25 protein-coding genes and 2 riboswitches are annotated in these 24,908 nt (G+C 40.8%); of the genes, 22 read left to right on the top strand and 3 right to left on the bottom strand.

Annotated elements, in window-relative coordinates; all coding sequences use genetic code 11:
- Positions 1–319: 319 nt before the first annotated feature.
- Positions 320–490, bottom strand: coding sequence for a DUF3042 family protein (locus tag HT685_RS08735; protein WP_001051780.1), 171 nt, complete (start codon positions 488–490; stop codon positions 320–322).
- Between the two features lie 120 nt (positions 491–610).
- Here HT685_RS08735 and miaA point away from each other — a divergent pair, with 120 nt between their 5' ends.
- Genes miaA through HT685_RS08710 form a run of 5 tightly spaced genes read left to right on the top strand, consistent with a single transcriptional unit; the run spans position 611 to position 5,062 of the window.
- Entirely contained in the window at positions 611–1,495 is an 885-nt protein-coding gene (gene miaA, locus HT685_RS08730; protein WP_173225376.1) for a tRNA (adenosine(37)-N6)-dimethylallyltransferase MiaA, read from the top strand.
- A complete protein-coding gene (hflX, locus tag HT685_RS08725) occupies positions 1,488–2,726 on the top strand; it encodes a GTPase HflX (protein ID WP_173225373.1) in 1,239 nt (412 codons plus the stop codon). Before miaA ends, hflX begins: the two co-directional genes overlap by 8 nt.
- Positions 2,719–3,342: a cystathionine beta-lyase gene (locus tag HT685_RS08720; protein WP_173225370.1), complete on the top strand. Its 624-nt coding sequence runs from the start codon at positions 2,719–2,721 to the stop codon at positions 3,340–3,342. The genes hflX and HT685_RS08720 overlap by 8 nt, the downstream gene beginning before the upstream one ends.
- Positions 3,343–3,356: 14 nt before the next feature.
- Complete coding sequence (gene rnz / locus HT685_RS08715; protein ID WP_173225367.1) at positions 3,357–4,286, top strand: ribonuclease Z; 930 nt, start codon at positions 3,357–3,359, stop codon at positions 4,284–4,286.
- 20 nt (positions 4,287–4,306) lie between these two features.
- Positions 4,307–5,062 carry an SDR family oxidoreductase gene (locus HT685_RS08710; protein WP_173225364.1) on the top strand — a complete coding sequence of 252 codons (756 nt, stop codon included), beginning with the start codon at positions 4,307–4,309 and terminating at the stop codon, positions 5,060–5,062.
- Positions 5,063–5,115: 53 nt separating this feature from the next.
- Here the strand turns inward: HT685_RS08710 and HT685_RS08705 are convergent, their stop codons facing one another.
- Complete coding sequence (locus tag HT685_RS08705; protein WP_001222592.1) at positions 5,116–6,024, bottom strand: LysR family transcriptional regulator; 909 nt, start codon at positions 6,022–6,024, stop codon at positions 5,116–5,118.
- Positions 6,025–6,087: 63 nt separating this feature from the next.
- Between HT685_RS08705 and HT685_RS08700 the strand changes: the two genes are divergently transcribed.
- Together HT685_RS08700 and HT685_RS08695 are read left to right on the top strand one after the other, a co-directional pair.
- A complete protein-coding gene (locus HT685_RS08700; RefSeq protein WP_173225362.1) occupies positions 6,088–6,357 on the top strand; it encodes a YqgQ family protein in 270 nt (89 codons plus the stop codon).
- Positions 6,357–6,740 carry a rhodanese-like domain-containing protein gene (locus HT685_RS08695; RefSeq protein WP_000259257.1) on the top strand — a complete coding sequence of 128 codons (384 nt, stop codon included), beginning with the start codon at positions 6,357–6,359 and terminating at the stop codon, positions 6,738–6,740. The genes HT685_RS08700 and HT685_RS08695 overlap by 1 nt, the downstream gene beginning before the upstream one ends.
- 33 nt (positions 6,741–6,773) lie before the next feature.
- Here HT685_RS08695 and HT685_RS08690 read toward each other — a convergent pair whose 3' ends face one another.
- Positions 6,774–7,499 (bottom strand): 16S rRNA pseudouridine(516) synthase, encoded by a 726-nt coding sequence (locus HT685_RS08690; RefSeq protein WP_173251828.1) that lies wholly within the window; start codon positions 7,497–7,499, stop codon positions 6,774–6,776.
- Positions 7,500–7,660: 161 nt separating this feature from the next.
- Here HT685_RS08690 and typA point away from each other — a divergent pair, with 161 nt between their 5' ends.
- From typA to HT685_RS08615, 15 genes are all read left to right on the top strand, one after another.
- The gene (gene typA, locus HT685_RS08685) at positions 7,661–9,502 is read left to right on the top strand and encodes a translational GTPase TypA (protein WP_000164111.1); all 1,842 of its coding nucleotides are present in this window, start codon (positions 7,661–7,663) and stop codon (positions 9,500–9,502) included.
- 19 nt (positions 9,503–9,521) lie between these two features.
- On the top strand, positions 9,522–9,776 hold the full coding sequence (locus tag HT685_RS08680; protein WP_000262797.1) for a DUF3165 family protein: 255 nt from the start codon (positions 9,522–9,524) through the stop codon (positions 9,774–9,776).
- A 474-nt stretch (positions 9,777–10,250) separates the two neighbouring features.
- A complete protein-coding gene (locus HT685_RS08675; protein ID WP_173225356.1) occupies positions 10,251–12,272 on the top strand; it encodes a bacteriocin-associated integral membrane family protein in 2,022 nt (673 codons plus the stop codon).
- A 1-nt stretch (position 12,273) separates the two neighbouring features.
- Positions 12,274–12,915, top strand: coding sequence for an ABC transporter ATP-binding protein (locus tag HT685_RS08670; RefSeq protein WP_000571283.1), 642 nt, complete (start codon positions 12,274–12,276; stop codon positions 12,913–12,915).
- A gap of 208 nt (positions 12,916–13,123) precedes the next feature.
- Positions 13,124–14,476 carry a UDP-N-acetylmuramoyl-L-alanine--D-glutamate ligase gene (gene murD / locus HT685_RS08665; RefSeq protein ID WP_173225353.1) on the top strand — a complete coding sequence of 451 codons (1,353 nt, stop codon included), beginning with the start codon at positions 13,124–13,126 and terminating at the stop codon, positions 14,474–14,476.
- 1 nt (position 14,477) lies between these two features.
- Positions 14,478–15,536, top strand: a complete 1,059-nt coding sequence (locus HT685_RS08660; protein ID WP_173225350.1) for a UDP-N-acetylglucosamine--N-acetylmuramyl-(pentapeptide) pyrophosphoryl-undecaprenol N-acetylglucosamine transferase — start codon at positions 14,478–14,480, stop codon at positions 15,534–15,536.
- A gap of 9 nt (positions 15,537–15,545) precedes the next feature.
- Positions 15,546–16,766 (top strand): cell division protein FtsQ/DivIB, encoded by a 1,221-nt coding sequence (locus HT685_RS08655; RefSeq protein ID WP_173225347.1) that lies wholly within the window; start codon positions 15,546–15,548, stop codon positions 16,764–16,766.
- Between the two features lie 232 nt (positions 16,767–16,998).
- Entirely contained in the window at positions 16,999–17,700 is a 702-nt protein-coding gene (pyrF, locus tag HT685_RS08650; RefSeq protein WP_173225344.1) for an orotidine-5'-phosphate decarboxylase, read from the top strand.
- Between the two features lie 33 nt (positions 17,701–17,733).
- Positions 17,734–18,366: an orotate phosphoribosyltransferase gene (pyrE, locus tag HT685_RS08645; protein WP_173225341.1), complete on the top strand. Its 633-nt coding sequence runs from the start codon at positions 17,734–17,736 to the stop codon at positions 18,364–18,366.
- 233 nt (positions 18,367–18,599) lie between these two features.
- A complete protein-coding gene (gene lctO / locus HT685_RS08640; RefSeq protein WP_088791092.1) occupies positions 18,600–19,736 on the top strand; it encodes an L-lactate oxidase in 1,137 nt (378 codons plus the stop codon).
- 158 nt (positions 19,737–19,894) lie between these two features.
- A riboswitch (TPP riboswitch) is annotated at positions 19,895–19,983 on the top strand.
- Between the two features lie 206 nt (positions 19,984–20,189).
- Positions 20,190–20,858, top strand: coding sequence for a TenA family protein (locus HT685_RS08635; protein WP_173225336.1), 669 nt, complete (start codon positions 20,190–20,192; stop codon positions 20,856–20,858).
- 129 nt (positions 20,859–20,987) lie between these two features.
- On the top strand, positions 20,988–21,770 hold the full coding sequence (thiM, locus tag HT685_RS08630) for a hydroxyethylthiazole kinase (RefSeq protein ID WP_173225333.1): 783 nt from the start codon (positions 20,988–20,990) through the stop codon (positions 21,768–21,770).
- 1 nt (position 21,771) lies between these two features.
- Positions 21,772–22,401, top strand: a complete 630-nt coding sequence (thiE, locus tag HT685_RS08625) for a thiamine phosphate synthase (protein WP_166731202.1) — start codon at positions 21,772–21,774, stop codon at positions 22,399–22,401.
- Positions 22,402–22,610: 209 nt separating this feature from the next.
- A riboswitch (TPP riboswitch) is annotated at positions 22,611–22,699 on the top strand.
- A 262-nt stretch (positions 22,700–22,961) separates the two neighbouring features.
- Complete coding sequence (locus HT685_RS08620; RefSeq protein ID WP_173279012.1) at positions 22,962–23,522, top strand: ECF transporter S component; 561 nt, start codon at positions 22,962–22,964, stop codon at positions 23,520–23,522.
- Entirely contained in the window at positions 23,523–24,908 is a 1,386-nt protein-coding gene (locus tag HT685_RS08615) for an ABC transporter ATP-binding protein (RefSeq protein ID WP_173225272.1), read from the top strand.

Raw genomic sequence — 24,908 nt, 5'->3', positions numbered from 1 at the left:
GAAAGTTATCAAGACTATATGAAACGTGTACATGGATAAAAAAGAAGCCTGATGGAAACATCGGGTTTTTAATACTCAATGAAAATCAAAGAGCAAACTAGGAAGCTAGCCGCAGGTTGCTCAAAGCACTGCTTTGAGGTTGTAGATAGAACTGACGAAGTCAGCTCAAAACACTGTTTTGAGGTTGTGGATAGAACTGACGAAGTCAGTAACCATACCTACGGCAAGGCGACGTTGACGTGGTTTGAAGAGATTTTCAAAGAGTACAAAAGAATAGAAAAAAGAAGTTGAGAAAATAAATCCCAACTTCTTTTGTTTCTTAACGTGATACGCGGCGACGAGCTGCTTTTTTTCGGTTTTCTTCGATGAAAGCTGCTTTTTGCTCTTCTGGTTCGATTACTTTCTTTTTAAATGCGTATACTGCACCTGCGACTGCAGCGACAGTTCCTGCGACACCTGTTACAAGACCTTTAGCGAATCCTTTAGCCATGAGTCTTCCTCCTTTATTTTCTTAATCAGCCAGCCTCCTCAAGAGGTCACATTTTTCTGACTGACCTTTTTGTGTTATAATAATAGTAACGAAAAAATGGGAATTTTTCAAGGAAAAAAGATGAAAACAAAAATAATTGTGATTGTTGGACCGACTGCAGTTGGAAAGACAGCTCTAGCCATTGAAATTGCAAAGCGTTTTAATGGTGAAGTGGTTAGCGGTGATAGTCAGCAGGTTTACCGAGGTCTAGATATTGGGACGGCTAAAGCTAGTCTAGAAGAGCAGGCGGCTATTCCCCATCATTTAATCGATGTTAGAGAGGTAACCGAGTCTTACTCGGCTTTTGATTTTGTTTCAGAAGCTAAGACAGCCATTGAAGATATTCAAAATCGGGGTAAGCTAGCCATTATTGCTGGTGGGACTGGACTTTATATCCAGAGCTTGCTAGAAGGTTATCACCTGGGTGGGGAGACTCCCCATGAGGAGATTTTAGCTTATCGAGCTAGTTTGGAGCCTTATACAGATGAGGAACTGGCTCATCTGGTGGAGCAAGCTGGCCTTGAGATTCCCCAGTTTAATCGTCGTCGTGCTATGCGTGCCTTGGAAATTGCCCATTTTGGTCAGGATTTGGAAAATCAAGAGAGTCTATATGAACCGCTGATTATCTGCTTGGATGATGAACGCAGTCAATTATATGAACGTATCAATCGCCGCGTGGATTTGATGTTTGAGGCTGGGCTTTTGGATGAGGCCAAGTGGCTTTTTGACCATTATCCAGATGTGCAGGCTGCTAAAGGAATTGGCTATAAGGAACTTTTTCCATATTTCCGTGGGGAGCAAACTTTGGAGGAAGCTAGTGAGAGTCTCAAACAGGCTACCCGTCGTTTTGCCAAGCGTCAGTTGACCTGGTTCCGTAATCGCATGCAGGTCACCTTTTATCAGATTGGAGAAGCTGGTGTGCAAGACCGCATTTTAAACCAGATAGAGGAGTTTTTAGATGATTGATACGGAAAAAAAAGAGGAGCGAGTCCTGCTCATTGGTGTGGAATTGCAGGGCATGGACAATTTTGACCTCTCTATGGAAGAATTGGCCAGTCTAGCCAAGACAGCTGGTGCAGTCGTTGTAGATAGCTACAGACAAAAACGTGAAAAATATGATTCCAAGACCTTCGTCGGCTCTGGTAAGTTGGAAGAAATAGCCCTCATGGTGGATGCAGAAGAAATCACCACTGTCATCGTCAACAACCGTCTGACTCCACGGCAAAATGTCAATTTAGAAGAAGTTCTGGGTGTTAAGGTTATTGACCGTATGCAGTTGATTTTGGATATCTTTGCCATGCGGGCTCGAAGCCATGAAGGCAAGCTCCAAGTCCACCTAGCCCAACTCAAATACCTCTTGCCTCGTTTGGTTGGTCAGGGGATTATGCTCAGCCGTCAGGCAGGGGGAATTGGTTCCCGTGGACCTGGTGAAAGTCAGCTGGAGCTGAACCGTCGTAGCGTTCGCAATCAAATCACGGATATCGAGCGCCAGCTCAAGGTGGTTGAGAAAAATCGGGCGACTGTCAGAGAAAAACGTCTGGAGTCGAGCACTTTTAAGATTGGTTTGATTGGTTACACCAATGCTGGGAAGTCAACTATAATGAACACCTTGACCAGCAAGACCCAGTATGAGGCTGATGAGCTCTTTGCGACTCTGGATGCGACGACTAAGAGTATTCATCTGGGGGGCAATCTCCAAGTAACTTTGACAGATACCGTGGGCTTTATCCAAGATTTGCCGACAGAGTTGGTATCCAGTTTCAAGTCAACCTTGGAGGAAAGCAAGCATGTAGATCTTCTGGTTCATGTTATCGATGCCAGCAATCCTTACCACGAGGAGCATGAAAAAACGGTCCTTTCCATCATGAAAGACTTGGACATGGAGGATATTCCTCGCCTGACACTTTATAATAAAGCGGATTTGGTGGAGGATTTCACGCCTACCCAAACGCCTTATGCCCTCATTTCTGCCAAGTCTGAGGATAGTCGTGAGAATTTGCAGGCTTTGTTTTTAGAGAAAATCAAGGATATTTTTGAATCTTTTACACTGCGAGTGCCTTTTTCAAAGTCCTACAAGATTCATGATTTAGAAAGTGTTGCAATTCTGGAAGAACGTGATTATCAGGAAGACGGCGAAGTGATTACAGGCTACATTTCCGAGAAAAATAAATGGAGGTTCGAGGAATTTTATGACTGATATTAAAACTTTGGCTTTAAAGTATGGAGGTTATACAAGTCTGGATAAGGTCTATCTGGATCAACTTCTAGCTGGAAAGACAGATCAAGAGCAGTTGGCCATTATTACACCTCCGCCCAGCGTAGTCAATGCTTACTTTGCAGAACTCTATCAGAAAAAGAGTCCTGAGGCTGCGACGGATTATTTTGCAGAAGTCAGTCAGGAACTGAATCTTTACAATACTGAGCCAAGTTTCACCCTAGAAAATAAGCCTTTTATTCGGCTTAATCTATCTGGTAAATCCTTTGGTTTTTGTTATGAGAGTGAGGGTCTTGGTCGAATTTTCTCTGAAAATAAGGAGAAGATCTCGGATGACTTGCTCTTTGAAATTGCGCAAATTTTCCCCCATCAACTAGTCTTTGAAGAGTCTGGTAAGATTTATATGAAGGCTGTCGGGGACGAGGAAGTTGTTAGCATGGAGAGTTTAACAGCTTTGACTGATTTGGAAAGTTTGGCTGATGGTCGCAAGCGTCTTAAAGGTTACAGCCAAGAGGAGTTATTACAAGAAGCTACTGCTTTTTCTGGCAAGCGCTATTTCCGATCGGAAAACCGCACAGCCATGTTATATATTGATTAATTAGAAAGTATCGAATGGATATTCAATTTTTAGGAACGGGGGCTGGTCAGCCCTCTAAAGCCCGCAACGTTTCAAGTCTCGCCCTGAAACTCTTGGATGAGATTAACGAAGTCTGGCTCTTTGACTGTGGAGAAGGTACGCAAAATCGCATCCTGGAAACCACAATTAGACCACGTAAGGTCAGCAAAATTTTTATCACTCATCTGCATGGAGACCACATTTTTGGCTTACCAGGTTTCCTTTCTAGTCGAGCCTTTCAGGCCAATGAAGAGCAGACAGATTTGGAAATCTATGGACCTCAAGGCATCAAATCTTTTGTATTGACTAGTCTACGTGTGTCAGGTTCGCGCCTGCCTTACCGTATTCATTTTCATGAGTTTGCCCAAGATTCTTTAGGAAAAATCTTTGAGACCGATAAATTCACTGTGTACGCGGAAGAATTGGATCATACTATTTTCTGTGTTGGCTATCGTGTCATTCAAAAGGACTTGGAAGGAACGCTGGATGCTGAAAAACTCAAGGCTGCTGGTGTCCCATTTGGCCCACTTTTTGGAAAAATCAAGAATGGTCAGGACGTTGTTCTCGAAGATGGGACTGAAATCAAGGCAGTAGACTATATCTCAGCTCCTCGTCCGGGTAAGATTATTACCATTCTGGGTGACACCCGAAAAACCAATGCCAGTGTACGTCTAGCTATCAATGCCGATGTCCTGGTTCATGAATCCACTTATGGCAAGGGCGATGAAAAAATTGCTCGTAACCATGGCCACTCAACTAATATGCAAGCTGCACAAGTAGCAGTAGAAGCAGGTGCTAAACGCCTCTTGCTCAATCATATCAGTGCTCGCTTCCTCTCAAAAGATATCAGCAAACTCAAAAAAGACGCTGCTAGTGTTTTTGAAAATGTCCATGTGGTCAAAGACTTAGAAGAAGTGGAAATCTAAAAGATTGAGAAAGGATAAGTATGCTTACTATTCTCATTACCGGAGCTAGCGGTGGCTTAGCTCAAGAAATGGTCAAATTCTTGCAAAACGACCAACTCATCTTGCTTGGTCGAAATAAGGAAAAATTAGCCCAACTCTACGGAAACCATCCCCATGCAGAATTGATTGAAATCGATATTACCGATGATTCAGCCTTAGAAACTCTGGTAGCAGACCTCTATCACCGCTATGGCAAGATTGATGTTTTAATAAACAACGCTGGTTACGGGATTTTTGAGGAATTTGACCAGATTTCTGACCAAGATATTCACCAGATGTTCGAGGTTAATACCTTTGCCCTGATGAATCTGTCTCGTCGCCTTGCAGCTCGTATGAAGGAAAGCCGAAAAGGTCATATCATCAATATCGTCAGCATGGCAGGTTTAATCGCTACTGGCAAGTCTAGTCTCTACTCAGCAACCAAGTTTGCGGCTATTGGTTTTTCAAATGCCTTACGCCTCGAACTCATACCCTATGGAGTCTATGTGACGACAGTCAATCCAGGACCAATCCGTACAGGATTTTTTGACCAAGCCGACCCAGATGGGACTTATCTTAAGTCGGTTGATTGCTTCCTGTTGAAACCAGATGCAGTTGCTAAAAAGATTGTCAAGATTATAGGGAAAAACAAACGAGAACTCAATCTTCCTGTTTTGTTGAACCTAGCCCATAAGTTTTATACTCTCTTCCCCAAGCTAGCTGATAAGTTGGCAGGGGAAACTTTTAATTATAAGTAAAAAGAACCAATGTGCAGGTTGTTGCTAGCCTACATATTGGTTCTTATCATTTCTCAACTATCAAACTGGACTTCTTCTAGGAGATAGTCGATAAAGCGTTCGCCCATCTTAGATAGGCTGGTTTTTTCATGCTGGATATAGACCAGCTCAATTGGGTCATCAATATCCAGTGGGATAGAAACGATATTGTCTCCGTTGAGGTTGCTGTTCAAAATCCCCGTCGCAATAGTATAACCATCCAAACCAATCAAGAGATTAAAGAGGGTAGCACGGTCACTAACCACGATGGATTTCTTGTGGTGCTCTTGGGAAAGGATTTCTTCTGAAAAGTAGAAGGAGTTGTGCGTTCCTTGGTCATAACTCAGATAAGGGAAGTTTTCCAAATCAGACAGTTTCACCTTGTCTTTCTTTGCCAGAGGGTTGGTCTTGCTGACAAAGATATGGGGCTGCGCTGTGAAGAGATGGTGAGCCAGTAGGTGATTGTCATCCAGCATCTTAGTTAAAACATCACGGTTGTAGCTGTTTAAAAATAGAACACCGACCTCACTACGGAAGTTCTTGACGTCGTCGATAATTTCCCAAGTACGAGTTTCACGAAGGAAGAGCTCGTATTTCTCCATATCGCTTTTCTTGAGTAGCGATACAAAGGCATTGACCACAAAGGCATAGTGTTGAGATGAAACGCTAAAGAGTTCACGGTGGGCGACAGGATTTTTATAGCGTTCTTCCAGAAGTTGGGTCTGCTCGACAACCTGACGGGCATAAGAGAGAAACTCCATCCCATCACGGGTCAAGGTGATACCCTTAGGATTGCGGATAAAGATCTCAATCCCCATTTCATTTTCTAAATCTCTCACAGCATTGGAAAGACTAGGTTGAGTGATAAAGAGTTGCTTGGCTGCCTCATTCATGGAGCCAGTTTCGACGATTTTGATAATATAGTGTAATTGTTGAATTCTCATGTTTTTATTGTACCACACTTGCGTCAGAATCGCCAAAGAAGATAGGAAAATCAGGAGCATTGTGTGAGTCTCTTCTTGAAAAAAACACAAAATTTTGCTAGAATAAGTCTTATGAAAACATTCTATGATGTGCAGCAATTCCTCAAACGATTTGGTATTATTGTTTATATGGGAAAACGCTTATATGATATTGAACTGATGAAGTTGGAGCTCTCTCGGATTTACGATGCAGGGCTGATGGACAAACTGGATTATCTGGAAGCGGAAGCGGTTCTTCGCAGAGAGCACAAGGTAGAATTGGATTATATTGAGAAAAATGGAGAAATGAACTAATGGTTACTTGGATTTTGTGGGCACTTATACTAGCAATGTTGGCATGGATGGGCTTTAACTATCTTCGTATTCGCCGTGCGGCTAAAATCGTAGACAATGAGGAATTTGAAGCCTTGATTCGTACGGGTCAATTGATTGATTTGCGAGACCCAGCTGAATTCCACAGAAAACATATCCTTGGTGCCCGCAATATTCCTTCAAGTCAGTTGAAGACGAGTCTTGCAGCCCTTCGTAAGGATAAACCTGTCCTTCTCTACGAAAACCAACGTGCGCAACGAGTTACAAATGCAGCTCTTTACTTGAAAAAACAAGGCTTTTCTGAGATTTATATCCTTTCTTATGGCTTGGATTCTTGGAAAGGGAAAGTCAAAGTTGAGAAATAAGAAAACGAGCTTGGATATTTCCGAGCTCATTTTTTAACCACTTTTTCTGAGAAAGTCACGAATACTTGCCAACTCTTCTGAGTTTAGGGGACGATAGTCTCCTGCTTGAAGATTTTCATCCAAGCTCCAAGGCCCAAAATGGGTGCGTTTGAGTGAGGTCACTTTGACACCAACCGAGAGGAACATTTTCTTGACTTGATGAAATTTTCCTTCTGAAATGGTGATAGAGGCTTGACTGAGGGAAGGACTTGCAGATAGAATCTCTAATCTTGCAGGTTTACAGATAGTGCCATCTAAAAAGACAATTCCCTTTTGAAAGGCTTGGATATGGTCAGGTGTCAGAAGTCCATTAACCTCAACCTGATAAGTTTTATCGACATGATATTGGGGATGGAGGAGTTGAAAGCCCAAGGGACCGTTATCGGTCACGAGGAGGAGACCAGTCGTATCTCGGTCCAGTCGACCGACGGCATAGAGTTTGTCAGATTGGATGTCAGGCGGAAGGAGGTCCATGATGGTTTGGAGTTCCTTGTCCTTGTTGGCTGTAACGAAACCAGCAGGCTTATGAAGCATCAGATAGGTGTGCTCATAGCCTTGAATTATTCGGTCCTGAAAAAGGAGTTCTTGTAGTCCTGTATCGATATTCTGAGCTAGGGAGCGGGCTGGGTGACCATCGACTAGAATGTTCCCTTTGAGTAAGGCTTGTTTCATGGCCTTTCGGCTGATTTTTTCTTGGGCTAATAAATTATCTAAACGCATACTGTGCCTATCTTATCATAAGTTGTATGCTTTGAAAAGGCTTGACGTGAAAAGAAAAGCATAGTGAAAACATTTACACTTGCTTGAATTATGTTATTTACTTGAAATTATGGTATAATCGTTCAGTTAGAAAATAAATTTTGAATATTATAGAGGAAATCATGACAAAATTAAGAGAAGATATCCGTAACATTGCGATTATCGCCCACGTTGACCACGGTAAAACAACCCTCGTTGACGAATTATTGAAACAATCAGAAACGCTTGATGCACGTACTGAATTGGCTGAGCGTGCTATGGACTCAAACGATATCGAAAAAGAGCGTGGAATTACCATCCTTGCTAAAAATACAGCCGTTGCCTACAACGGAACTCGTATCAACATCATGGACACACCAGGACACGCGGACTTCGGTGGAGAAGTTGAGCGTATCATGAAAATGGTTGACGGTGTTGTCTTGGTCGTAGATGCCTACGAAGGAACAATGCCACAAACTCGTTTCGTATTGAAAAAAGCTTTGGAACAAGACCTTGTCCCAATCGTGGTTGTCAACAAAATCGATAAACCATCAGCTCGTCCAGCAGAAGTAGTGGATGAAGTCTTGGAACTTTTCATCGAGCTTGGTGCAGATGACGACCAGCTTGATTTCCCAGTGGTGTATGCTTCAGCTATCAACGGAACTTCTTCATTGTCAGATGATCCAGCTGATCAAGAAGCTACGATGGCACCAATCTTTGACACGATTATTGACCACATCCCAGCTCCAGTAGATAACTCAGATGAGCCTTTGCAGTTCCAAGTCTCACTTTTGGACTACAATGACTTCGTTGGACGTATCGGTATCGGTCGTGTCTTCCGTGGTACTGTTAAGGTTGGGGACCAAGTTACCCTTTCTAAACTAGATGGTACAACGAAGAACTTCCGTGTTACAAAACTCTTCGGTTTCTTTGGTTTGGAACGTCGTGAAATCCAAGAAGCTAAAGCAGGTGACTTGATTGCCGTTTCAGGTATGGAAGACATCTTTGTCGGTGAAACTATCACTCCGACAGACGCAGTTGAAGCTCTTCCAATCCTACACATCGATGAGCCAACTCTTCAAATGACTTTCTTGGTCAACAACTCACCATTTGCTGGTAAAGAAGGTAAATGGGTGACTTCTCGTAAGGTGGAAGAACGCTTGCAGGCAGAATTGCAAACAGACGTTTCCCTTCGTGTTGACCCAACTGATTCACCAGACAAATGGACTGTTTCAGGACGTGGAGAATTGCACTTGTCAATCCTTATCGAAACAATGCGTCGTGAGGGATATGAACTTCAAGTATCTCGTCCAGAAGTTATCGTAAAAGAAATCGACGGTGTTAAATGTGAGCCATTTGAACGTGTTCAAATCGATACTCCAGAAGAATACCAAGGGTCTGTTATCCAAAGCCTTTCTGAACGTAAGGGTGAAATGTTGGATATGATTTCAACTGGTAATGGTCAAACTCGTTTGGTTTTCCTTGTTCCAGCGCGTGGTTTGATTGGATACTCAACTGAGTTCTTGTCAATGACTCGTGGTTACGGTATCATGAACCATACCTTTGACCAATACTTGCCATTGATTCCAGGTGAAATTGGTGGTCGTCACCGTGGTGCCCTTGTTTCTATCGACGCTGGTAAGGCTACAACATACTCTATCATGTCTATCGAAGAACGTGGTACGATTTTTGTCAACCCAGGTACTGAAGTTTACGAAGGAATGATCATCGGTGAAAACTCTCGTGAAAATGACTTGACAGTTAACATCACTAAGGCGAAACAAATGACCAACGTTCGTTCAGCTACTAAGGACCAAACAGCTGTTATCAAGACACCTCGTATCTTGACACTTGAAGAGTCTCTTGAGTTCTTGAACGACGATGAGTACATGGAAGTAACGCCTGAGTCTATCCGTTTGCGTAAACAAATCCTTAACAAAGCAGAGCGTGAGAAAGCTAACAAGAAGAAAAAATCAGCTGAATAAGAGCTAGAAAGAGAGAAAGATGGTCTATTTAGTCCTAGGGATTTTACTGCTCCTACTCTATGTATTTGCGACACCAGAAAGCATTAAAGGGACAGTCAATATCGTCGCTATGGTATGTATTTTAGTGGCACTCTTGATTTTGTTGGCTCTATCTTTTCTGAAAATTTTTCAATTACCAACAGAAATGTTCCTAGCAATAGCCATGTTAATCCTAGCTTACTTTAGTGTGAGAGACATCACACTCATGCCAGTCAAAAAAGGTAAAAGAAGATAAAAAGAGAGTTTCAGCTCTCTTTTTTTGGTAGGAATTTTACAATAGTTTGAATTGTTTTTTACTATAACATCATCTCTTTTGCTTGGATAATATGAATGGGAAAAACTTGAATAAAATTCGTTAATGACATCTATTTTTTGGGGAACTGTAAAACTCTATTACTAACAATATTTTAGTAAAATATGTTGATAAATTATATAGAAAGTGATATACTTAAGTTATAAGAAATCGTTTTCAAAATAAGAAAGGATTAAATTTATACTCAATGAAAATCAAAGAGTAAACTAGGAAACTAGCCGCAGGCTGTACTTGAGTACGGCAAGGCGACGTTGACGCGGTTTGAAGAGATTTTTGAAGAGTATTGTTGTCTTGGTGCTCAGGGTGTGATGGATTAAACTAGGAAAATAATTCTAAGAATTTATAAAAGATAAAATCTTTTTCTATAGGGTTATTCTCTTATACAAGGAGTCTACTATGAAGAAACTATTCATATTATTATCAACTTTTTTTCTCAGCTTCTTCCTTGCTTGGATTATTGTCTTACGTGCGCCACAATATTTATATGCAAGCTATGATTCCGTCTCTTTACTTCGTGTCAAAAAAGATACTCAGGAACCGACGCGTGAGATATTTGAACAGGAATTGGAGAATTTTGCAAACTCAGAACAGAGTTTAATAGCTAGAAGAATTGTAGAGCCGAGTAAGGATGGGACGACCAACTTTACTTATGCAACTTATGGTCAGGGAACTTTACCAAAAGAATTCCAAGAAGCTAGCCAAGAAAGTCGTGAACGTAGTGATCCGCTAAATAGTTATCTCCTTTTGTCAGGCTCCTTGACGAAAGAAAAGCTTGCCGATAAATTAGGAGATTTGGGTTATAAAGCAATTGCTGACAGAAAGACACCTCCCTATTCCCTTGCTTTTAGAATGTTACTAATTCCCCTTATTTTAATTAGTTTAGCAATATTTGGCTTATCTTTCTTTGCTTTAGTGATTATCACTCGGATTAAGGAAATGAGAGCAGCAGGTATAAAACTCTTTTCTGGTCAGACTCTCTTATCCATCATGGGGCATTCTTTATCGACTGATATTAAGTGGCTCCTTCTATCAGCCCTCCTTTCCTTCCTAGGTGGGGGAGTCGTTCTTTTTAGTCAAGGTTTGTTTTATCCTATCTTGTTAGCCACCTATGGTTTTGGGATTAGTTTCTATCTGTTGTTTTTATTGGGTATTTCAATTTTACTAATGCTCCTTTATCTAATGAGTTTGAGTTATAAAGCATTAGTTCCTGTTATTAAGGGAAGATTACCCCTTAAACGCTTGATGGCTTTAACCCTATTGTGTCAGTTAGTAGCTGTTTTTACAGTGGGCTACGCTGTTAAGACAGGCTTGACATCTTACCAACGATTGAAAGAACTTGAAATTTCAAAACAAGCATGGCAGGACAGAGCAGACTATTATCAAATTTCTTTTGGCTTAGGTGATAGAGTAAAAGATACAGAAAATCAGAGCAAGTGGTATGCCTTTGCCAAGGAAGCAATCGAAGAAGAACAAGCTCTTTATGTAAAGGATAATCTGTTCCATTTTGCCAATCCTCAAGGAAAAAATGAACAGGGAGAGACACTGGATACCTATAGTCCAGATGCTAATGTTCTCTATGTCAGTCCAAGTTATTTGGACAAGGAAAATGTACCTGTAAATGGTGAGACTAGACAGAAACTAGCTCATCTTCAAAAAGGTGAATTTGGACTCTTATTACCAGAATCTCTTCGTTCACAGGAAGCAGAACTTAAGAAAGCTTTTGAAGAAAGATTGAGTTATTATGGAAAATCTGGTGAGGAGGCAAGCGCTCCTTTAGAGTATGAAATGAGAGCGATTGTTAGCTATCTTCCAACAGGAGAGAAGCGATTTATTTATAATAACGGTGAAAGCCCAGTATCCATTCAGTACTTAACCGATCCGATTTTAGTTGTATTTACTCCAACATCTACAGGTGATAGTTTCATTTCAAAATATGTTTGGTCTATCAATGCTGGAAAACAACTTTTTATCAAAGGATATGAGAGTGGGCTAGAACTCTTGAAGAAAGCTGGAATTTATGAGCAAGTATCCTATCTTAAAGAAGGAAGAAGTGTTTATCTAACTCGTTATAATGAAGTTCAAACTGAAACAGCAACTTTAATCTTAGGAGCTATTGTGGGGATAGCTAGTTCCTTGTTACTCTTTTATTCTGTCAATCTTCTATATTTCGAGCAATTCCGCCGAGATATTTTGATTAAACGAATTTCAGGTTTACGATTTTTTGAAACACATGCTCAGTATATGGTTAGTCAATTTGCCAGTTTTGTATTTGGTGCTAGTCTCTTTATTTTAAGCAGTCGAGACTTGGTGATTGGCTTGCTCACTTTATTAGTCTTTCTAGCTAGTGCAGTTTTGACGCTTTACCGTCAAGCTCAGAAAGAATCTCGTGTTTCTATGACAATTATGAAAGGAAAATAGGATGATTGAACTAAAGAATATATCTAAAAAATTTGGAAGCCGTCAGCTATTTTCAGATACGAATCTTCATTTTGAAGGTGGGAAAATTTATGCCTTAATCGGAACAAGTGGCTGTGGTAAGACAACACTCTTGAATATGATTGGACGATTAGAGCCATATGATAAAGGACAAATCATCTATGATGGCACTTCTCTTAAGGACATCAAGCCTTCTGTTTTCTTTAGAGATTACTTGGGATACTTATTTCAAGATTTTGGCTTAATTGAAAGCCAAACCGTCAAAGAGAATCTCAATCTGGGTTTAGTTGGTAAAAAGTTGAAGGAAAAAGAGAAAATCTCTTTGATGAAACAAGCTCTAAACCGTGTTAACCTCTCTTATTTAGATTTAAAGCAGCCTATCTTTGAATTATCAGGAGGAGAAGCACAACGTGTTGCACTAGCGAAGATAATTTTAAAGGATCCACCTTTGATTCTCGCAGATGAACCAACCGCTTCACTAGACCCCAAAAACTCTGAGGAATTACTTTCTATCCTAGAATCTTTAAAAAATCCGAATCGGACCATTATTATTGCGACCCACAATCCTCTGATTTGGGAACAAGTGGACCAAGTCATTCGAGTTACCGATTTATCACATAGATGATATGGTAAGATTCATACTCAATGAAAATCAAAAAGCAAACTAGGAAGCTAGCCGCAGGCTGTACTTGAGTACGGCAAGGCGAAGCTGACGTGGTTTGAAGAGATTTTCGAAGAGTATCAGTTAGAAGAAAGAGTCACAAACACACTTTGTGGCTTTTTTATTTCCATAAAAATGGTAAAATAGTAGGAGTAGAAATGGAGTTCGAGACATGAAAGTAATAGATCAATTTAAAAATAAGAAAGTCCTTGTTTTAGGTTTGGCCAAGTCTGGTGAATCTGCAGCTCGTTTGTTGGATAAGCTGGGTGCCATTGTGACAGTAAATGACGGGAAACCATTCGAGGACAATCCAGCTGCGCAAAGTTTGCTGGAAGAAGGGATCAAGGTCATCACAGGCGGTCATCCTTTGGAACTCTTGGATGAAGAGTTTGCCCTTATGGTAAAAAATCCAGGTATCCCTTACAGCAATCCCATGATTGAAAAGGCTTTGGCCAAGGGAATTCCAGTCTTGACTGAGGTGGAATTGGCTTATTTGATTTCTGAAGCACCGATTGTTGGTATTACTGGTTCGAATGGTAAAACAACCACAACGACTATGATTGGGGACGTTTTGACTGCTGCTGGGCAACATGGTCTTTTATCAGGAAATATCGGCTATCCAGCCAGTCAAGTGGCCCAAACTGCGTCAGACAAGGACACGCTTGTCATGGAGCTTTCTTCTTTCCAACTCATGGGAGTTCAAGAATTCCATCCTGAGATTGCGGTTATTACCAACCTCATGCCAACTCATATCGATTATCATGGTTCTTTTGAGGAATATGTAGCAGCTAAGTGGAATATCCAGAACAAGATGACAGCAGCTGATTTCCTTGTTTTGAACTTTAACCAAGACTTGGCAAAAGAATTGGCAAGAAAAACACAAGCTACAGTTGTACCATTCTCAACACTTGAAAAGGTTGATGGAGCTTATTTGGAAGATGGTCAGCTCTACTTCCGTGGGGAAGTAGTCATGGCAGCGAATGAAATCGGAGTTCCAGGTAGTCACAATGTGGAAAATGCGCTTGCGACTATTGCTGTAGCCAAGCTTCGTGGTGTTGATAACCAGATCATCAAAGAAACTCTTTCAGCCTTTGGTGGTGTCAAACACCGTCTCCAATTTGTGGATGCAATCAAGGGTGTCAAATTCTATAATGATAGCAAGTCAACCAATATCTTGGCTACTCAAAAAGCCTTGTCAGGATTTGACAACAGCAAGGTCATTTTGATTGCAGGTGGTTTGGACCGTGGTAATGAGTTTGACGAACTGGTGCCAGATATTACTGGACTCAAGAAGATGGTCATCTTGGGTCAGTCTGCAGAACGTGTCAAACGGGCAGCAGACAAGGCTGGTGTGGCATATGTGGATGCGACTGATATTGCAGATGCGACCCGCAAGGCCTATGAGCTTGCGACTCAAGGAGATGTGGTTCTTCTTAGTCCTGCTAATGCCAGCTGGGATATGTATGCTAACTTTGAAGTACGTGGCGACCTCTTTATCGACACAGTAGCGGAGTTAAAAGAATAATATGAAAAAAATTGTCTTTACAGGTGGGGGGACAGTTGGACACGTTACCCTCAATCTTTTGTTAATGCCCAAGTTCATCGAAGATGGCTGGGAAGTCCACTATATCGGGGACAAGCGTGGTATCGAACACCAAGAAATCCTCAAGTCAGGTCTGGATGTTACCTTCCATTCCATTGCTACTGGAAAATTGCGTCGTTATTTCTCTTGGCAAAATATGCTGGATGTCTTCAAAGTTGGTTGGGGAATTATCCAATCTCTCTTTATCATGTTGCGACTTCGTCCACAGGCCCTTTTCTCAAAAGGGGGCTTTGTCTCAGTACCGCCTGTTATCGCTGCGCGTGTGTCAGGAGTGCCAGTCTTTATTCACGAATCTGACCTGTCTATGGGCTTGGCCAATAAAATCGCCTATAAATTTGCGACCAAGATGTATTCAACCTTTGAGCAAGCTTCAAGTTTGTCTAAGGTTGAGCATGTGGGAGCAGTGACCAAGGTTTCAGACCAAAAAACTCTAGAACCCGATGAATTGGTGGATATTCAAACACACTTTAATCCCCAATTGCCAACTGTATTGTTTGTCGGCGGTTCTGCAGGTGCTCGTGTCTTTAACCAATTGGTGACAGACCATAAGAAAGAACTGACAGAGCGCTACAATATTATCAATTTAACTGGAGATTCTAGCCTGAACGAGTTGAGCCAAAATCTTTTTCGTGTTGACTATGTGACCAATCTCTATCAACCCTTGATGGAATTGGCTGATATTGTTGTGACACGTGGTGGTGCTAATACGATTTTTGAGCTCTTGGCCATGGCAAAATTGCATGTTATTGTGCCACTTGGTCGTGAAGCTAGTCGTGGAGACCAGATTGAGAACGCAGCCTACTTTGTAAAAAAAGGCTATGCAGAAGAGCTTCAAGAAAGTGATTTGACTTTGGATAGTTTGGAAGAGAAGCTGTCTCACTTACTAAGCCACAAGGAAGAATACAAAGCTAAGATGAAGGCTTCTAAGGAATTGAAATCTCTAGCAGATTTTTATCAACTGTTGAAAAAAGATTTATCATAAGGAAAGTAAATGTCAAAAGATAAGAAAAATGAGGGCAAAGAAATCCTCGAAGAATTTAAAGAGTTATCAGAATGGCAGAAACGGAACCAAGAATATCTAAAAAAGAAGGCTGAAGAAGAGGCAGCCCTAGCTGAGGAGAAAGAAAAGGAAAGACAAGCTCGAATGGCTTCAAAATCTGAAGATTCAGATGAAACTGAAGACCAAGAGAGTGAATCTAATCCAAAGGATCCAGAATCAGCTAAGGAAGAGTTTGAAGAAAAAGTAGAAGCCCCAGAGGGTGACAAAGAGGAAGAAGAGATAGAAGAATCAGGGGCTAAAGAGGACGAAGAACAGGATAAAAAGCTTGCTAAAAAGGCTGCAAAGGAAAAACTAGCCAAAGCAAAGATTCCTGGCCTCCATATCTTGCGAGCCTTCACGATTTTATTTCCAAGTCTGCTTTTATTGATTGTCTCTGCCTACCTACTCAGTCCTTATGCGACCATGAAGGATATTCGTGTTGAGGGAATGGTGCACACTACGGCTGATGATATTCGACAGGCTTCAGGCATTCAGGATTCGGATTATACGATTAGCCTTCTGCTAGACAGGGCAAAATATGAAGAGCAGATTAAGTCTAACTATTGGGTTGAATCAGCTCAACTTGTCTATCAATTTCCAACCAAGTTCACTATCAAGGTCAAGGAATACGATATTGTGGCCTACTATGTTTCTGGTGAAAATCATTATCCTATTCTTTCCAGCGGTCAGCTTGAGACCAGTGCTGTGAGCTTGGTTAGTCTCCCAGAAACTTATATATCAGTTCTCTTTAATGACAGCGAACAAATCAAGGCTTTTGTCTCAGAACTTGCTCAAATTAGCCCAGAACTCAAGGCTGCTATCCAAAAGGTGGAATTAGCTCCCAGCAAGGTCACTTCCGATTTAATTCGATTGACCATGAATGATTCGGACGAAGTCTTGGTTCCGCTTTCTGAAATGAGTAAGAAACTGCCTTATTACAGCAAGATTAAGCCTCAATTGTCAGAACCGAGTGTGGTCGATATGGAAGCTGGAATTTACAGTTACACAGTGGCGGATAAATTGATTATGGAAGCTGAGGAAAAAGCCAAACAAGAGGCTAAGGAAGCCGAGAAAAAGCAGGAAGAAGAACGTAAACGTTTAGAAGAAGAACAGAAAAAACAAGAGGAAGAGAGCAATCGAAACCAAACGACCCAGCGCTCATCGCGTCGCTAGTCTTACCTTTTCTCCTATAGCTCTTTAGTGACCATATTTTTACTTGACAAGTGCTGGTAGAAATAATAGAATAGTAAAAAACCTTTAAAGCAGTCCAGAGAGGCAGCTAAGGTTAAACGGTGAAAGGGTGGAGACTACCCATTTTTCGTGGAACCTTGCTGTTGGCAGGTTCCTTTTTTCGTGGCTTCTTGTGGCCAGACTCTCTCACTAGCAAAGGTAAAAGGAGAAACCTATGCGAGAACATCGTCCAGTTATTGCTCTTGATTTTCCTAGTTTTGAGGTGGTCAAGGAATTCTTAGCTCTTTTTCCAGCAGAAGAAAGCCTTTATCTTAAGGTAGGGATGGAGCTTTATTACGCAACGGGGCCTGAGATTGTGTCTTACTTGAAAGGCCTGGGGCACAGTGTCTTTTTGGATCTCAAGCTGCATGACATTCCTAATACAGTCAAGTCAGCCATGAAGGTCTTGTCTCAGCTTGGTGTGGATATGACTAATGTTCATGCGGCTGGTGGTGTAGAGATGATGAAGGCGGCGCGTGAAGGTCTTGGAAACCAAGCCAAATTGATCGCTGTAACGCAGCTCACATCAACATCAGAAGCTCAGATGAAGGAGTTCCAAAATATCCAAACTAGCCTGCAAGAGTCTGTGATTCATTATGCTAAGAAGACAGCTGAAGCGGGATTAGATGGTGTTGTCTGCTCGGCTCAGGAAGTGCAAGTCATCAAGCAGGCTACCAATCCAGATTTTATCTGTCTGACACCGGGGATTCGTCCAGCAGGTGCTGCAGTTGGAGACCAAAAACGCGTCATGACACCTGCTGATGCCTATCAAATCGGCAGTGACTATATCGTAGTGGGACGTCCCATTACCCAAGCTGAGGATCCTGTTGTAGCTTATCATGCCATCAAGGATGAATGGACACAGGACTGGAATTAAAGAACTAGATTAGAAAAATAAAAGGAGAAGACCATGACACTTGCTAAAGATATTGCTAGCCACCTCTTAAAAATCCAAGCCGTTTACCTCAAACCAGAGGAGCCTTTCACTTGGGCCTCTGGTATCAAGTCACCCATTTATACGGATAACCGTGTGACATTAGCCTATCCAGAAACTCGTACCCTAATTGAAAATGGCTTTGTAGATGCTATCAAAGAAGCCTTTCCAGAGGTAGAAGTGATTGCAGGAACTGCAACAGCAGGGATTCCACACGGAGCTATTATTGCTGACAAGATGAATCTGCCATTTGCCTATATCCGTAGCAAACCAAAAGACCACGGAGCTGGTAATCAAATTGAAGGCCGTGTAGCTCAAGGTCAAAAAATGGTAGTGGTTGAAGACCTCATTTCAACTGGTGGTTCTGTTCTTGAAGCCGTAGCAGCAGCTAAACGCGAAGGAGCAGATGTACTTGGAGTTGTAGCGATTTTTAGTTACCAATTGCCAAAAGCAGATAAGAACTTTGCAGATGCTGGTGTTAAACTTGTGACGCTTTCTAACTACAGTGAACTCATTCACCTAGCCCAAGAAGAAGGATATATCACACCAGAGGGACTCGATCTTCTAAAACGCTTTAAAGAAGACCAAGAAAATTGGCAAAACGTTTAAAACATAGAAAATCAGGTGGTTGCTAGGATTACCTGATTTTGTTTTTAATACTAGAAAATGAAAAGATTATTTGAATTTCCATAACTTAAGAAAGTTTATCATTTTTAATTATCTCTGTAAAATGATTGAAAGCATGAAATTTCCAAACAAAATATTTGAAAAATTTTGAAAAAAGAGTTAAAATATTTTTGTAATATAAAAAGCAAACGCTTACTTATTAAGGAGGGCATTTTATGTCATACAAAACAAGCAATGCAGAAGGGCATGTAGATTTCATCAATACCTATGATTTGGAGCCCATGGCGCAAAAAGTGATCCCTAAAGCAGCATTTGGCTATATCGCCAGTGGAGCAGAGGATACTTTCACTTTAAGAGAGAATATTCGTGCTTTTAACCACAAGCTCATCGTTCCTCATACACTTTGCAATGTAGAAAATCCAAGTACAGAGATTGAATTTGCAGGCGAAAAATTGTCTTCACCAATCATTATGGCGCCTGTTGCGGCTCATAAATTGGCAAACGAACAAGGTGAAGTGGCGACTGCGCGTGGTGTGCATGAGTTCGGTTCGCTTTATACAACTAGCTCATACTCTACTGTTGACCTTCCAGAGATTTCTGAAGCCCTTCAAGGGACACCACATTGGTTCCAGTTTTACTTTAGTAAGGATGACGGTATCAACCGCCACATCATGGACCGTGTGAAGGCTGAAGGCTATAAAGCGATTGTCTTGACGGCAGATGCTACTGTAGGGGGTAATCGTGAGGTTGATAAGCGTAATGGGTTTGTCTTCCCAGTTGGCATGCCGATTGTTGAAGAATACCTGCCAGAAGGTGCTGGTAAATCAATGGACTTTGTTTACAAATCAGCTAAACAACGCTTGTCTCCACGTGATGTAGAATTTATCGCTGAATACTCTGGTCTTCCTGTGTATGTCAAGGGACCACAATGCCGTGAGGACGTTGAACGTTCGCTTGCTGCAGGAGCTTCTGGTATCTGGGTAACCAACCACGGTGGTCGTCAAATCGACGGTGGACCAGCTGCCTTTGACTCGCTTCAAGAAGTGGCAGAAGCAGTTGATAAACGTGTGCCAATCGTCTTTGACTCTGGTGTTCGTCGTGGTCAACATGTCTTTAAAGCCTTGGCTTCAGGAGCAGACTTGGTAGCTATTGGTCGTCCGGTTATCTATGGTCTGGCTCTCGGCGGTAGTGTTGGTGTGCGTCAAGTCTTTGAACACTTGAATGCAGAATTGAAGACAGTCATGCAATTGTCTGGAACTCAGACCATTGAAGATGTCAAACACTTCAAGCTCCGTCACAATCCATACAACCCAACCTTCCCAGTTGACCCACGTGACTTAAAATTGTATTGATAAAATGCTTGCCTCCACTGAATGTGGAGGTTTTTGGTTATGTATTAGAAGTTTAAATAAGATCAATCTGTATCAAGAAAACTATATAAAGATATTTTTCGGTCAAATATCTTGCTAGGGCTTTCATTTTTTGCTATACTGGTGCAGTAATTAAATAATAAAGACATTTGGGGTGCTTTAGGCTGAGATGATACCCATTGAACCTGATACAGTTAAGACTGGCGAAGGGAAATGTGAACAGTTTTTTCGTATGGTGAAATGAACGATCTAATCTTGTAAGTCAACTCTAATTCTTGATTGTAATTGGAGTTTTTTTGTTTATATAAAACTGGATAGGCTTGTTTAGGTAGCTCTCTGCAAATGCCCTAGATTTTCTTTAACAGGGTCAAGTGAAACTAGGATTTTGCTTGGTATTTTATTGATTACTAAGGAGTAAAGAGAGGAAAAATAAATATGGAAACACAGATTTATGCATTTCAGCCAGGTTTGACTGTTGGAGAATTATTAAAAAGTAGTCAGAAGGATTGGCAGGCTGCTGTCAATCATCGTTTTGTCAAGGAACTTTTTGCAGGGACAATTCAGAATAAGGTCTTAAAAGACTACCTAATTCAAGATTATCACTTCTTTGATGCCTTCTTATCCATGCTGGGTGCCTGCGTAGCCCACGCAGACCAGCTTGAATCCAAGCTTCGTTTTGCCAAGCAACTAGGTTTTCTTGAAGCAGATGAAGACGGTTATTTCCAAAAGGCTTTCAAAGAGTTAAAAGTATCTGAGAATGACTATCTGGAAGTGACCTTGCACCCTGTAACAAAAGCCTTTCAGGATCTTATGTATTCGGCAGTGTCTTCATCAGACTATGCCCATCTTTTGGTCATGCTGGTCATTGCAGAAGGTCTCTATTTAGACTGGGGTTCTAAAGATTTGGCTCTACCTGAAGCCTACATTCATTCGGAATGGATCAATCTCCACAGAGGTCCTTTCTTTGCAGAGTGGGTTCAATTTCTTATTGACGAACTCAATCGTGTCGGGAAAGGTCGAGAAGATTTGACAGAACTTCAGCAACGCTGGAATCAAGCGGTCGCTTTAGAATTGGCCTTTTTTGATATTGGTTATGACGCCTAGAGAAAGTTTAGGATATTCACAAATTTGATGAGGTACATCATTCAATGTAAATGAAAAAAATTTCTTAACAAAAGATAGAGATAAATCGAAATCAGTATATCGTATAAAGTGAAAAGGAAGAATTTCAATATGACAAGTTTAAAATTATTAAAAGAAAAAGCACCATTAGTCATTTGTATCACCAATGATGTAGTAAAAAATTTCACAGCAAATGGATTAGTAGCACTGGGTGCATCACCAGCCATGAGTGAGTTTCCAGCAGATTTAGAGGATTTGTTAAAGTATGCTGGAGGATTATTGATTAACATTGGGACTTTAACGGATGATAATTGGAAGCTGTACCAAGAGGCATTAAAAATAACTGAAAAATATAATGTACCTGCAGTATTAGATCCTGTAGCCTGTGGAGCGGGAGCTTATAGAAAAAAAGTATCAGATGATTTAATAAATAATTACAAACTGGCAGCTATTAGAGGAAATGCAGGAGAGATTGCATCTTTAGTCGGCATAAATGTAGCCTCTAAGGGAGTAGACAGTGCAGGAGTAGATAATATTGATGAAATTGCTTTAGCAGCAAATGCTAAGTTTAATATTCCAATAGTAGTAACTGGGGAGGTTGATGCTATTGCTGTTAATGGTGAGGTAGTGACTATCCATAACGGAAGTGCAATGATGCCGAAAGTTATTGGAACAGGATGTTTATTAGGAGCTGTATTAGCGAGCTTTATAGGACTAGAAAAAGGACAAGAATTGAAATCTTTAGAAACAGCAATGTTAGCATATAATATTGCTGGGGAAATGGCAGAAAAGCGTCCTAATGGACATCTACCAGGAACGTTTAAAGTTGAATTTATTAATGCATTATATGAAGTTACTGATAAAGATATAGAAACATTTAAAAAGGTGAAATAAGATGTTTAATAAAGAACTATTAAAATTATATTTTATTTGTGGAACGACTACTTGCTTAGGTAAGGATTTATATACAGTTGTTGAAGATTCTTTAAAAGGTGGTATAACTTTATTTCAATTTCGAGAAAAAGGTAAAGGTGCTTTAGAAGGTAAAGAAAAACTGGAATTAGCAATAAAACTTAAAAAACTTTGTAAAAAATACAATGTACCGTTTATCGTAAATGATGATATAGAGTTGGCATTAGAAATAGATGCTGATGGGGTTCATGTAGGACAAGATGACCTAGGTGTTGATGAAATTAGAAAATTGATGCCAGATAAAATAATTGGTCTTTCTATAAAAAACGAGAAAGAATTTCAACAGTCAAAAGTTGAATATGTAGATTATGTTGGTGTTGGTCCTGTATTTGATACCCAGTCAAAAGATGATGCTGGTGGCGCTATAGGTTATGAAGGTCTTAAATTGATGAGAAAACTATTGCCACAAATGCCCTTAGTTGCAATTGGTGGGATACAGACGCAACATATTAAAGACATTATGAAGACCAATGTTGACGGTGTTTCAATCATTTCAGCAATATCGTATGCAAAAAATATAGAAAAAACTGTTCGAGAAATGAGTGAACAATAGGTATCTATCCTTGGATTCTAAGTAAGTGGAAGTTTTCCTTTTCTAAAAAGATATGTCCAGATTCAGCTTGAATGGCTAATTCATCAAACAGGTCATTTGTTTTTTGCAAAAGAAAGATCTGCTGTCTTTGTGAGTGCAAGGCTGTATTTCCAGTTCAATTTCTTGAACTAGTATAAAATGTGTGTTATAATAATCACATAATTAAATAATAAAGACATTTGGGGTGCTTTAGGCTGAGATGATACCCATTGAACCTGATACAGTTAAGACTGGCGAAGGGAAATGTGAAACGCTTTTTTCGTATGTCGAAAAGAACGGTCTAATCTTGTAAGCTGAACTCTAATTCTCGTTTGTAATTGGAGTTTTTTTGTTTATTAAAAGAGGATAGTCTGGACGTTAATACTCAATGAAAATCAAAGAGCAAACTAGGAAACTGGCCGCAGGCTGTACTTGAGTACGGCAAGGCGACGTTGACGTGGTTTGAATTTGATTTTCGAAGAGTATAAGCCTTTTGGCAGCTCACCTTGAGCACCCCACTTTTCTTTAAAAAGGAGTTTTTTATGTTGAAAAAATGGCAGCTAAAAGATGTTATTTTGCTTGCTTTCTTGTCTATCTTTTTTGGTGGGGTTTTCGTTGGTTCAGGATATGTGTATAATATTCTCAGCCTACTCTTAACACCTCTTGGTTTACAGGCTTTTGCCAATGAAATCCTTTTTGGACTCTGGTGTATGGCTGCGCCCATTGCTGCCATCTTTGTTCCGAGAGTCGGAAGTGCAACGATTGGAGAAGTGCTAGCTGCGCTTGCTGAAGTCCTTTATGGTAGCCAATTCGGTCTAGGTGCCTTTTTGTCTGGCTTGGTTCAAGGTTTGGGAAGTGAACTTGGTTTTATCGTAACCAAGAATCGCTATGAAAGTTGGCTCTCTCTAACTGCCAATAGTATTGGGATTACGCTTGTTAGCTTTGTCTATGAATACATTAAGTTAGGTTACTACGCCTTTTCAGTGCCTTTTGTACTTTCCTTGCTAGTGGTACGTTTTATTTCTGTTTATTTCTTCTGTACTATCTTGGTTCGTGCCATTGTCAAACTCTATCATCAGTTTGCAACTGGAGGAAAAGCATAGATGGGTCTGGAATTACGGGAGATTCAGTCCCCAATTTTTTCGGAACCGATTGATTTTACTTTTCATGCGCAAGCCTTTACCTTGTTAGTTGGGAGCAGTGGTTCTGGAAAATCGTGTCTCTTTCAAATGATTGCCCAAGTTAGTTCTCTTCCCTATAATGGTCAAGTCCTGATAAATGGGAGCGAGGTCAGTCAGCTTTCTATCATCGAACGTGTTCAAACGGTTGGTATTCTCTTTCAAAATCCCAATCATCAATTTACCATGGAGAGCTTGTTTGAGGAGCTGATTTTTACCTTGGAAAATATCGGCTATCACCTTCAGGAAATTGATTCTAAAATAGCAGAGGTTGTCCAGCAATGTCGTTGCAAGGACATCTTGCACCGTCCCATCCATCACTTATCAGGTGGAGAAAAGCAAAAGGCTGCTTTGGCTGTTCTCTTTGCTATGAATCCTAGGGTCTATCTATTAGATGAGCCCTTTGCTTCCATTGATCGCAAGAGTAGGATAGAGATATTGGAGATTCTAAAAGAGTTGGTCTCTAATGGGAAGACAGTTATTTTGTGCGACCATGATTTATCTGATTATGAAGCCTATATCGACCATATGGTGGAGCTAAGAGACGGACAACTAAGGGAAGTGTTTCAAATCCCTACCTCTGAGATGACACAGGTTGCTTCAAAGGAGGTTGCTTCTAGCCCAGAACTATTCTATATGGACCGAATCACTTGTGAACTGGATAAGCACCCCCTCTTTTCGATTGCGGATTTTACATTCTACCAAGGAATTTCCTGTATCTTGGGTGATAATGGTGTCGGGAAATCAACCCTTTTTCGGTCTATTCTTCAATTTCAAAAGTATAAGGGGCGTATTACCTGGAAGGGGACAGTCCTGAAAAAGAAAAAGAGTTTGTATCGTGACCTGACGGGTGTTGTTCAGGAAGCTGAGAAACAGTTTATCAGAGTCAGTCTGCGAGAGGAACTTCAATTAGATGGACCTGATTCTGAAAGAAATCAACGAATTTTCCAAGCTTTACGATATTTTGATTTGGAGCAGGCACTCGATAAGAGTCCCTATCAATTAAGTGGTGGCCAGCAAAAGATTCTTCAGCTCTTGACCATCTTGACCAGCAAGGCTTCTGTGATCTTGCTAGATGAACCTTTTGCAGGTTTGGATGATAGAGCCTGCCATTATTTTTGTCATTGGATTCTGGAGGAGAGAAATCAAGGAAGAAGTTTTCTGATCATTAGCCATCGTTTGGATCCCTTGATCTCTGTGGTTGATTATTGGATTGAGATGACTAGTCAGGGTCTTCGTCATGTGAAAGAAGTGACCATTACCAAACCACTTACATCTCAGAGTAGCAATATCCAAGGGGAGGTGAGATAG

Source organism: Streptococcus sp. 5004 (assembly GCF_013276755.1).
GTDB lineage: Bacteria > Bacillota > Bacilli > Lactobacillales > Streptococcaceae > Streptococcus.
The sequence above is the reverse complement of the archived record's forward strand: the minus strand, read 5'-3'. Positions and strand labels throughout refer to the sequence as shown.

Excerpts from the sequence above, each read along its gene's own strand:
- HT685_RS08735 (WP_001051780.1), bottom strand. The coding sequence starts at position 490 with ATGGCTAAAGGATTCGCTAAAGGTCTTGTAACAGGTGTCGCAGGAACT.
- miaA (WP_173225376.1), top strand. The coding sequence starts at position 611 with ATGAAAACAAAAATAATTGTGATTGTTGGACCGACTGCAGTTGGAAAG.
- hflX (WP_173225373.1), top strand. The coding sequence starts at position 1,488 with ATGATTGATACGGAAAAAAAAGAGGAGCGAGTCCTGCTCATTGGTGTG.
- HT685_RS08720 (WP_173225370.1), top strand. The coding sequence starts at position 2,719 with ATGACTGATATTAAAACTTTGGCTTTAAAGTATGGAGGTTATACAAGT.
- rnz (WP_173225367.1), top strand. The coding sequence starts at position 3,357 with ATGGATATTCAATTTTTAGGAACGGGGGCTGGTCAGCCCTCTAAAGCC.
- HT685_RS08710 (WP_173225364.1), top strand. The coding sequence starts at position 4,307 with ATGCTTACTATTCTCATTACCGGAGCTAGCGGTGGCTTAGCTCAAGAA.
- HT685_RS08705 (WP_001222592.1), bottom strand. The coding sequence starts at position 6,024 with ATGAGAATTCAACAATTACACTATATTATCAAAATCGTCGAAACTGGC.
- HT685_RS08695 (WP_000259257.1), top strand. The coding sequence starts at position 6,357 with ATGGTTACTTGGATTTTGTGGGCACTTATACTAGCAATGTTGGCATGG.
- HT685_RS08690 (WP_173251828.1), bottom strand. The coding sequence starts at position 7,499 with ATGCGTTTAGATAATTTATTAGCCCAAGAAAAAATCAGCCGAAAGGCC.
- typA (WP_000164111.1), top strand. The coding sequence starts at position 7,661 with ATGACAAAATTAAGAGAAGATATCCGTAACATTGCGATTATCGCCCAC.
- HT685_RS08680 (WP_000262797.1), top strand. The coding sequence starts at position 9,522 with ATGGTCTATTTAGTCCTAGGGATTTTACTGCTCCTACTCTATGTATTT.
- HT685_RS08675 (WP_173225356.1), top strand. The coding sequence starts at position 10,251 with ATGAAGAAACTATTCATATTATTATCAACTTTTTTTCTCAGCTTCTTC.
- HT685_RS08670 (WP_000571283.1), top strand. The coding sequence starts at position 12,274 with ATGATTGAACTAAAGAATATATCTAAAAAATTTGGAAGCCGTCAGCTA.
- murD (WP_173225353.1), top strand. The coding sequence starts at position 13,124 with ATGAAAGTAATAGATCAATTTAAAAATAAGAAAGTCCTTGTTTTAGGT.
- HT685_RS08660 (WP_173225350.1), top strand. The coding sequence starts at position 14,478 with ATGAAAAAAATTGTCTTTACAGGTGGGGGGACAGTTGGACACGTTACC.
- HT685_RS08655 (WP_173225347.1), top strand. The coding sequence starts at position 15,546 with ATGTCAAAAGATAAGAAAAATGAGGGCAAAGAAATCCTCGAAGAATTT.
- pyrF (WP_173225344.1), top strand. The coding sequence starts at position 16,999 with ATGCGAGAACATCGTCCAGTTATTGCTCTTGATTTTCCTAGTTTTGAG.
- pyrE (WP_173225341.1), top strand. The coding sequence starts at position 17,734 with ATGACACTTGCTAAAGATATTGCTAGCCACCTCTTAAAAATCCAAGCC.
- lctO (WP_088791092.1), top strand. The coding sequence starts at position 18,600 with ATGTCATACAAAACAAGCAATGCAGAAGGGCATGTAGATTTCATCAAT.
- HT685_RS08635 (WP_173225336.1), top strand. The coding sequence starts at position 20,190 with ATGGAAACACAGATTTATGCATTTCAGCCAGGTTTGACTGTTGGAGAA.
- thiM (WP_173225333.1), top strand. The coding sequence starts at position 20,988 with ATGACAAGTTTAAAATTATTAAAAGAAAAAGCACCATTAGTCATTTGT.
- thiE (WP_166731202.1), top strand. The coding sequence starts at position 21,772 with ATGTTTAATAAAGAACTATTAAAATTATATTTTATTTGTGGAACGACT.
- HT685_RS08620 (WP_173279012.1), top strand. The coding sequence starts at position 22,962 with ATGTTGAAAAAATGGCAGCTAAAAGATGTTATTTTGCTTGCTTTCTTG.
- HT685_RS08615 (WP_173225272.1), top strand. The coding sequence starts at position 23,523 with ATGGGTCTGGAATTACGGGAGATTCAGTCCCCAATTTTTTCGGAACCG.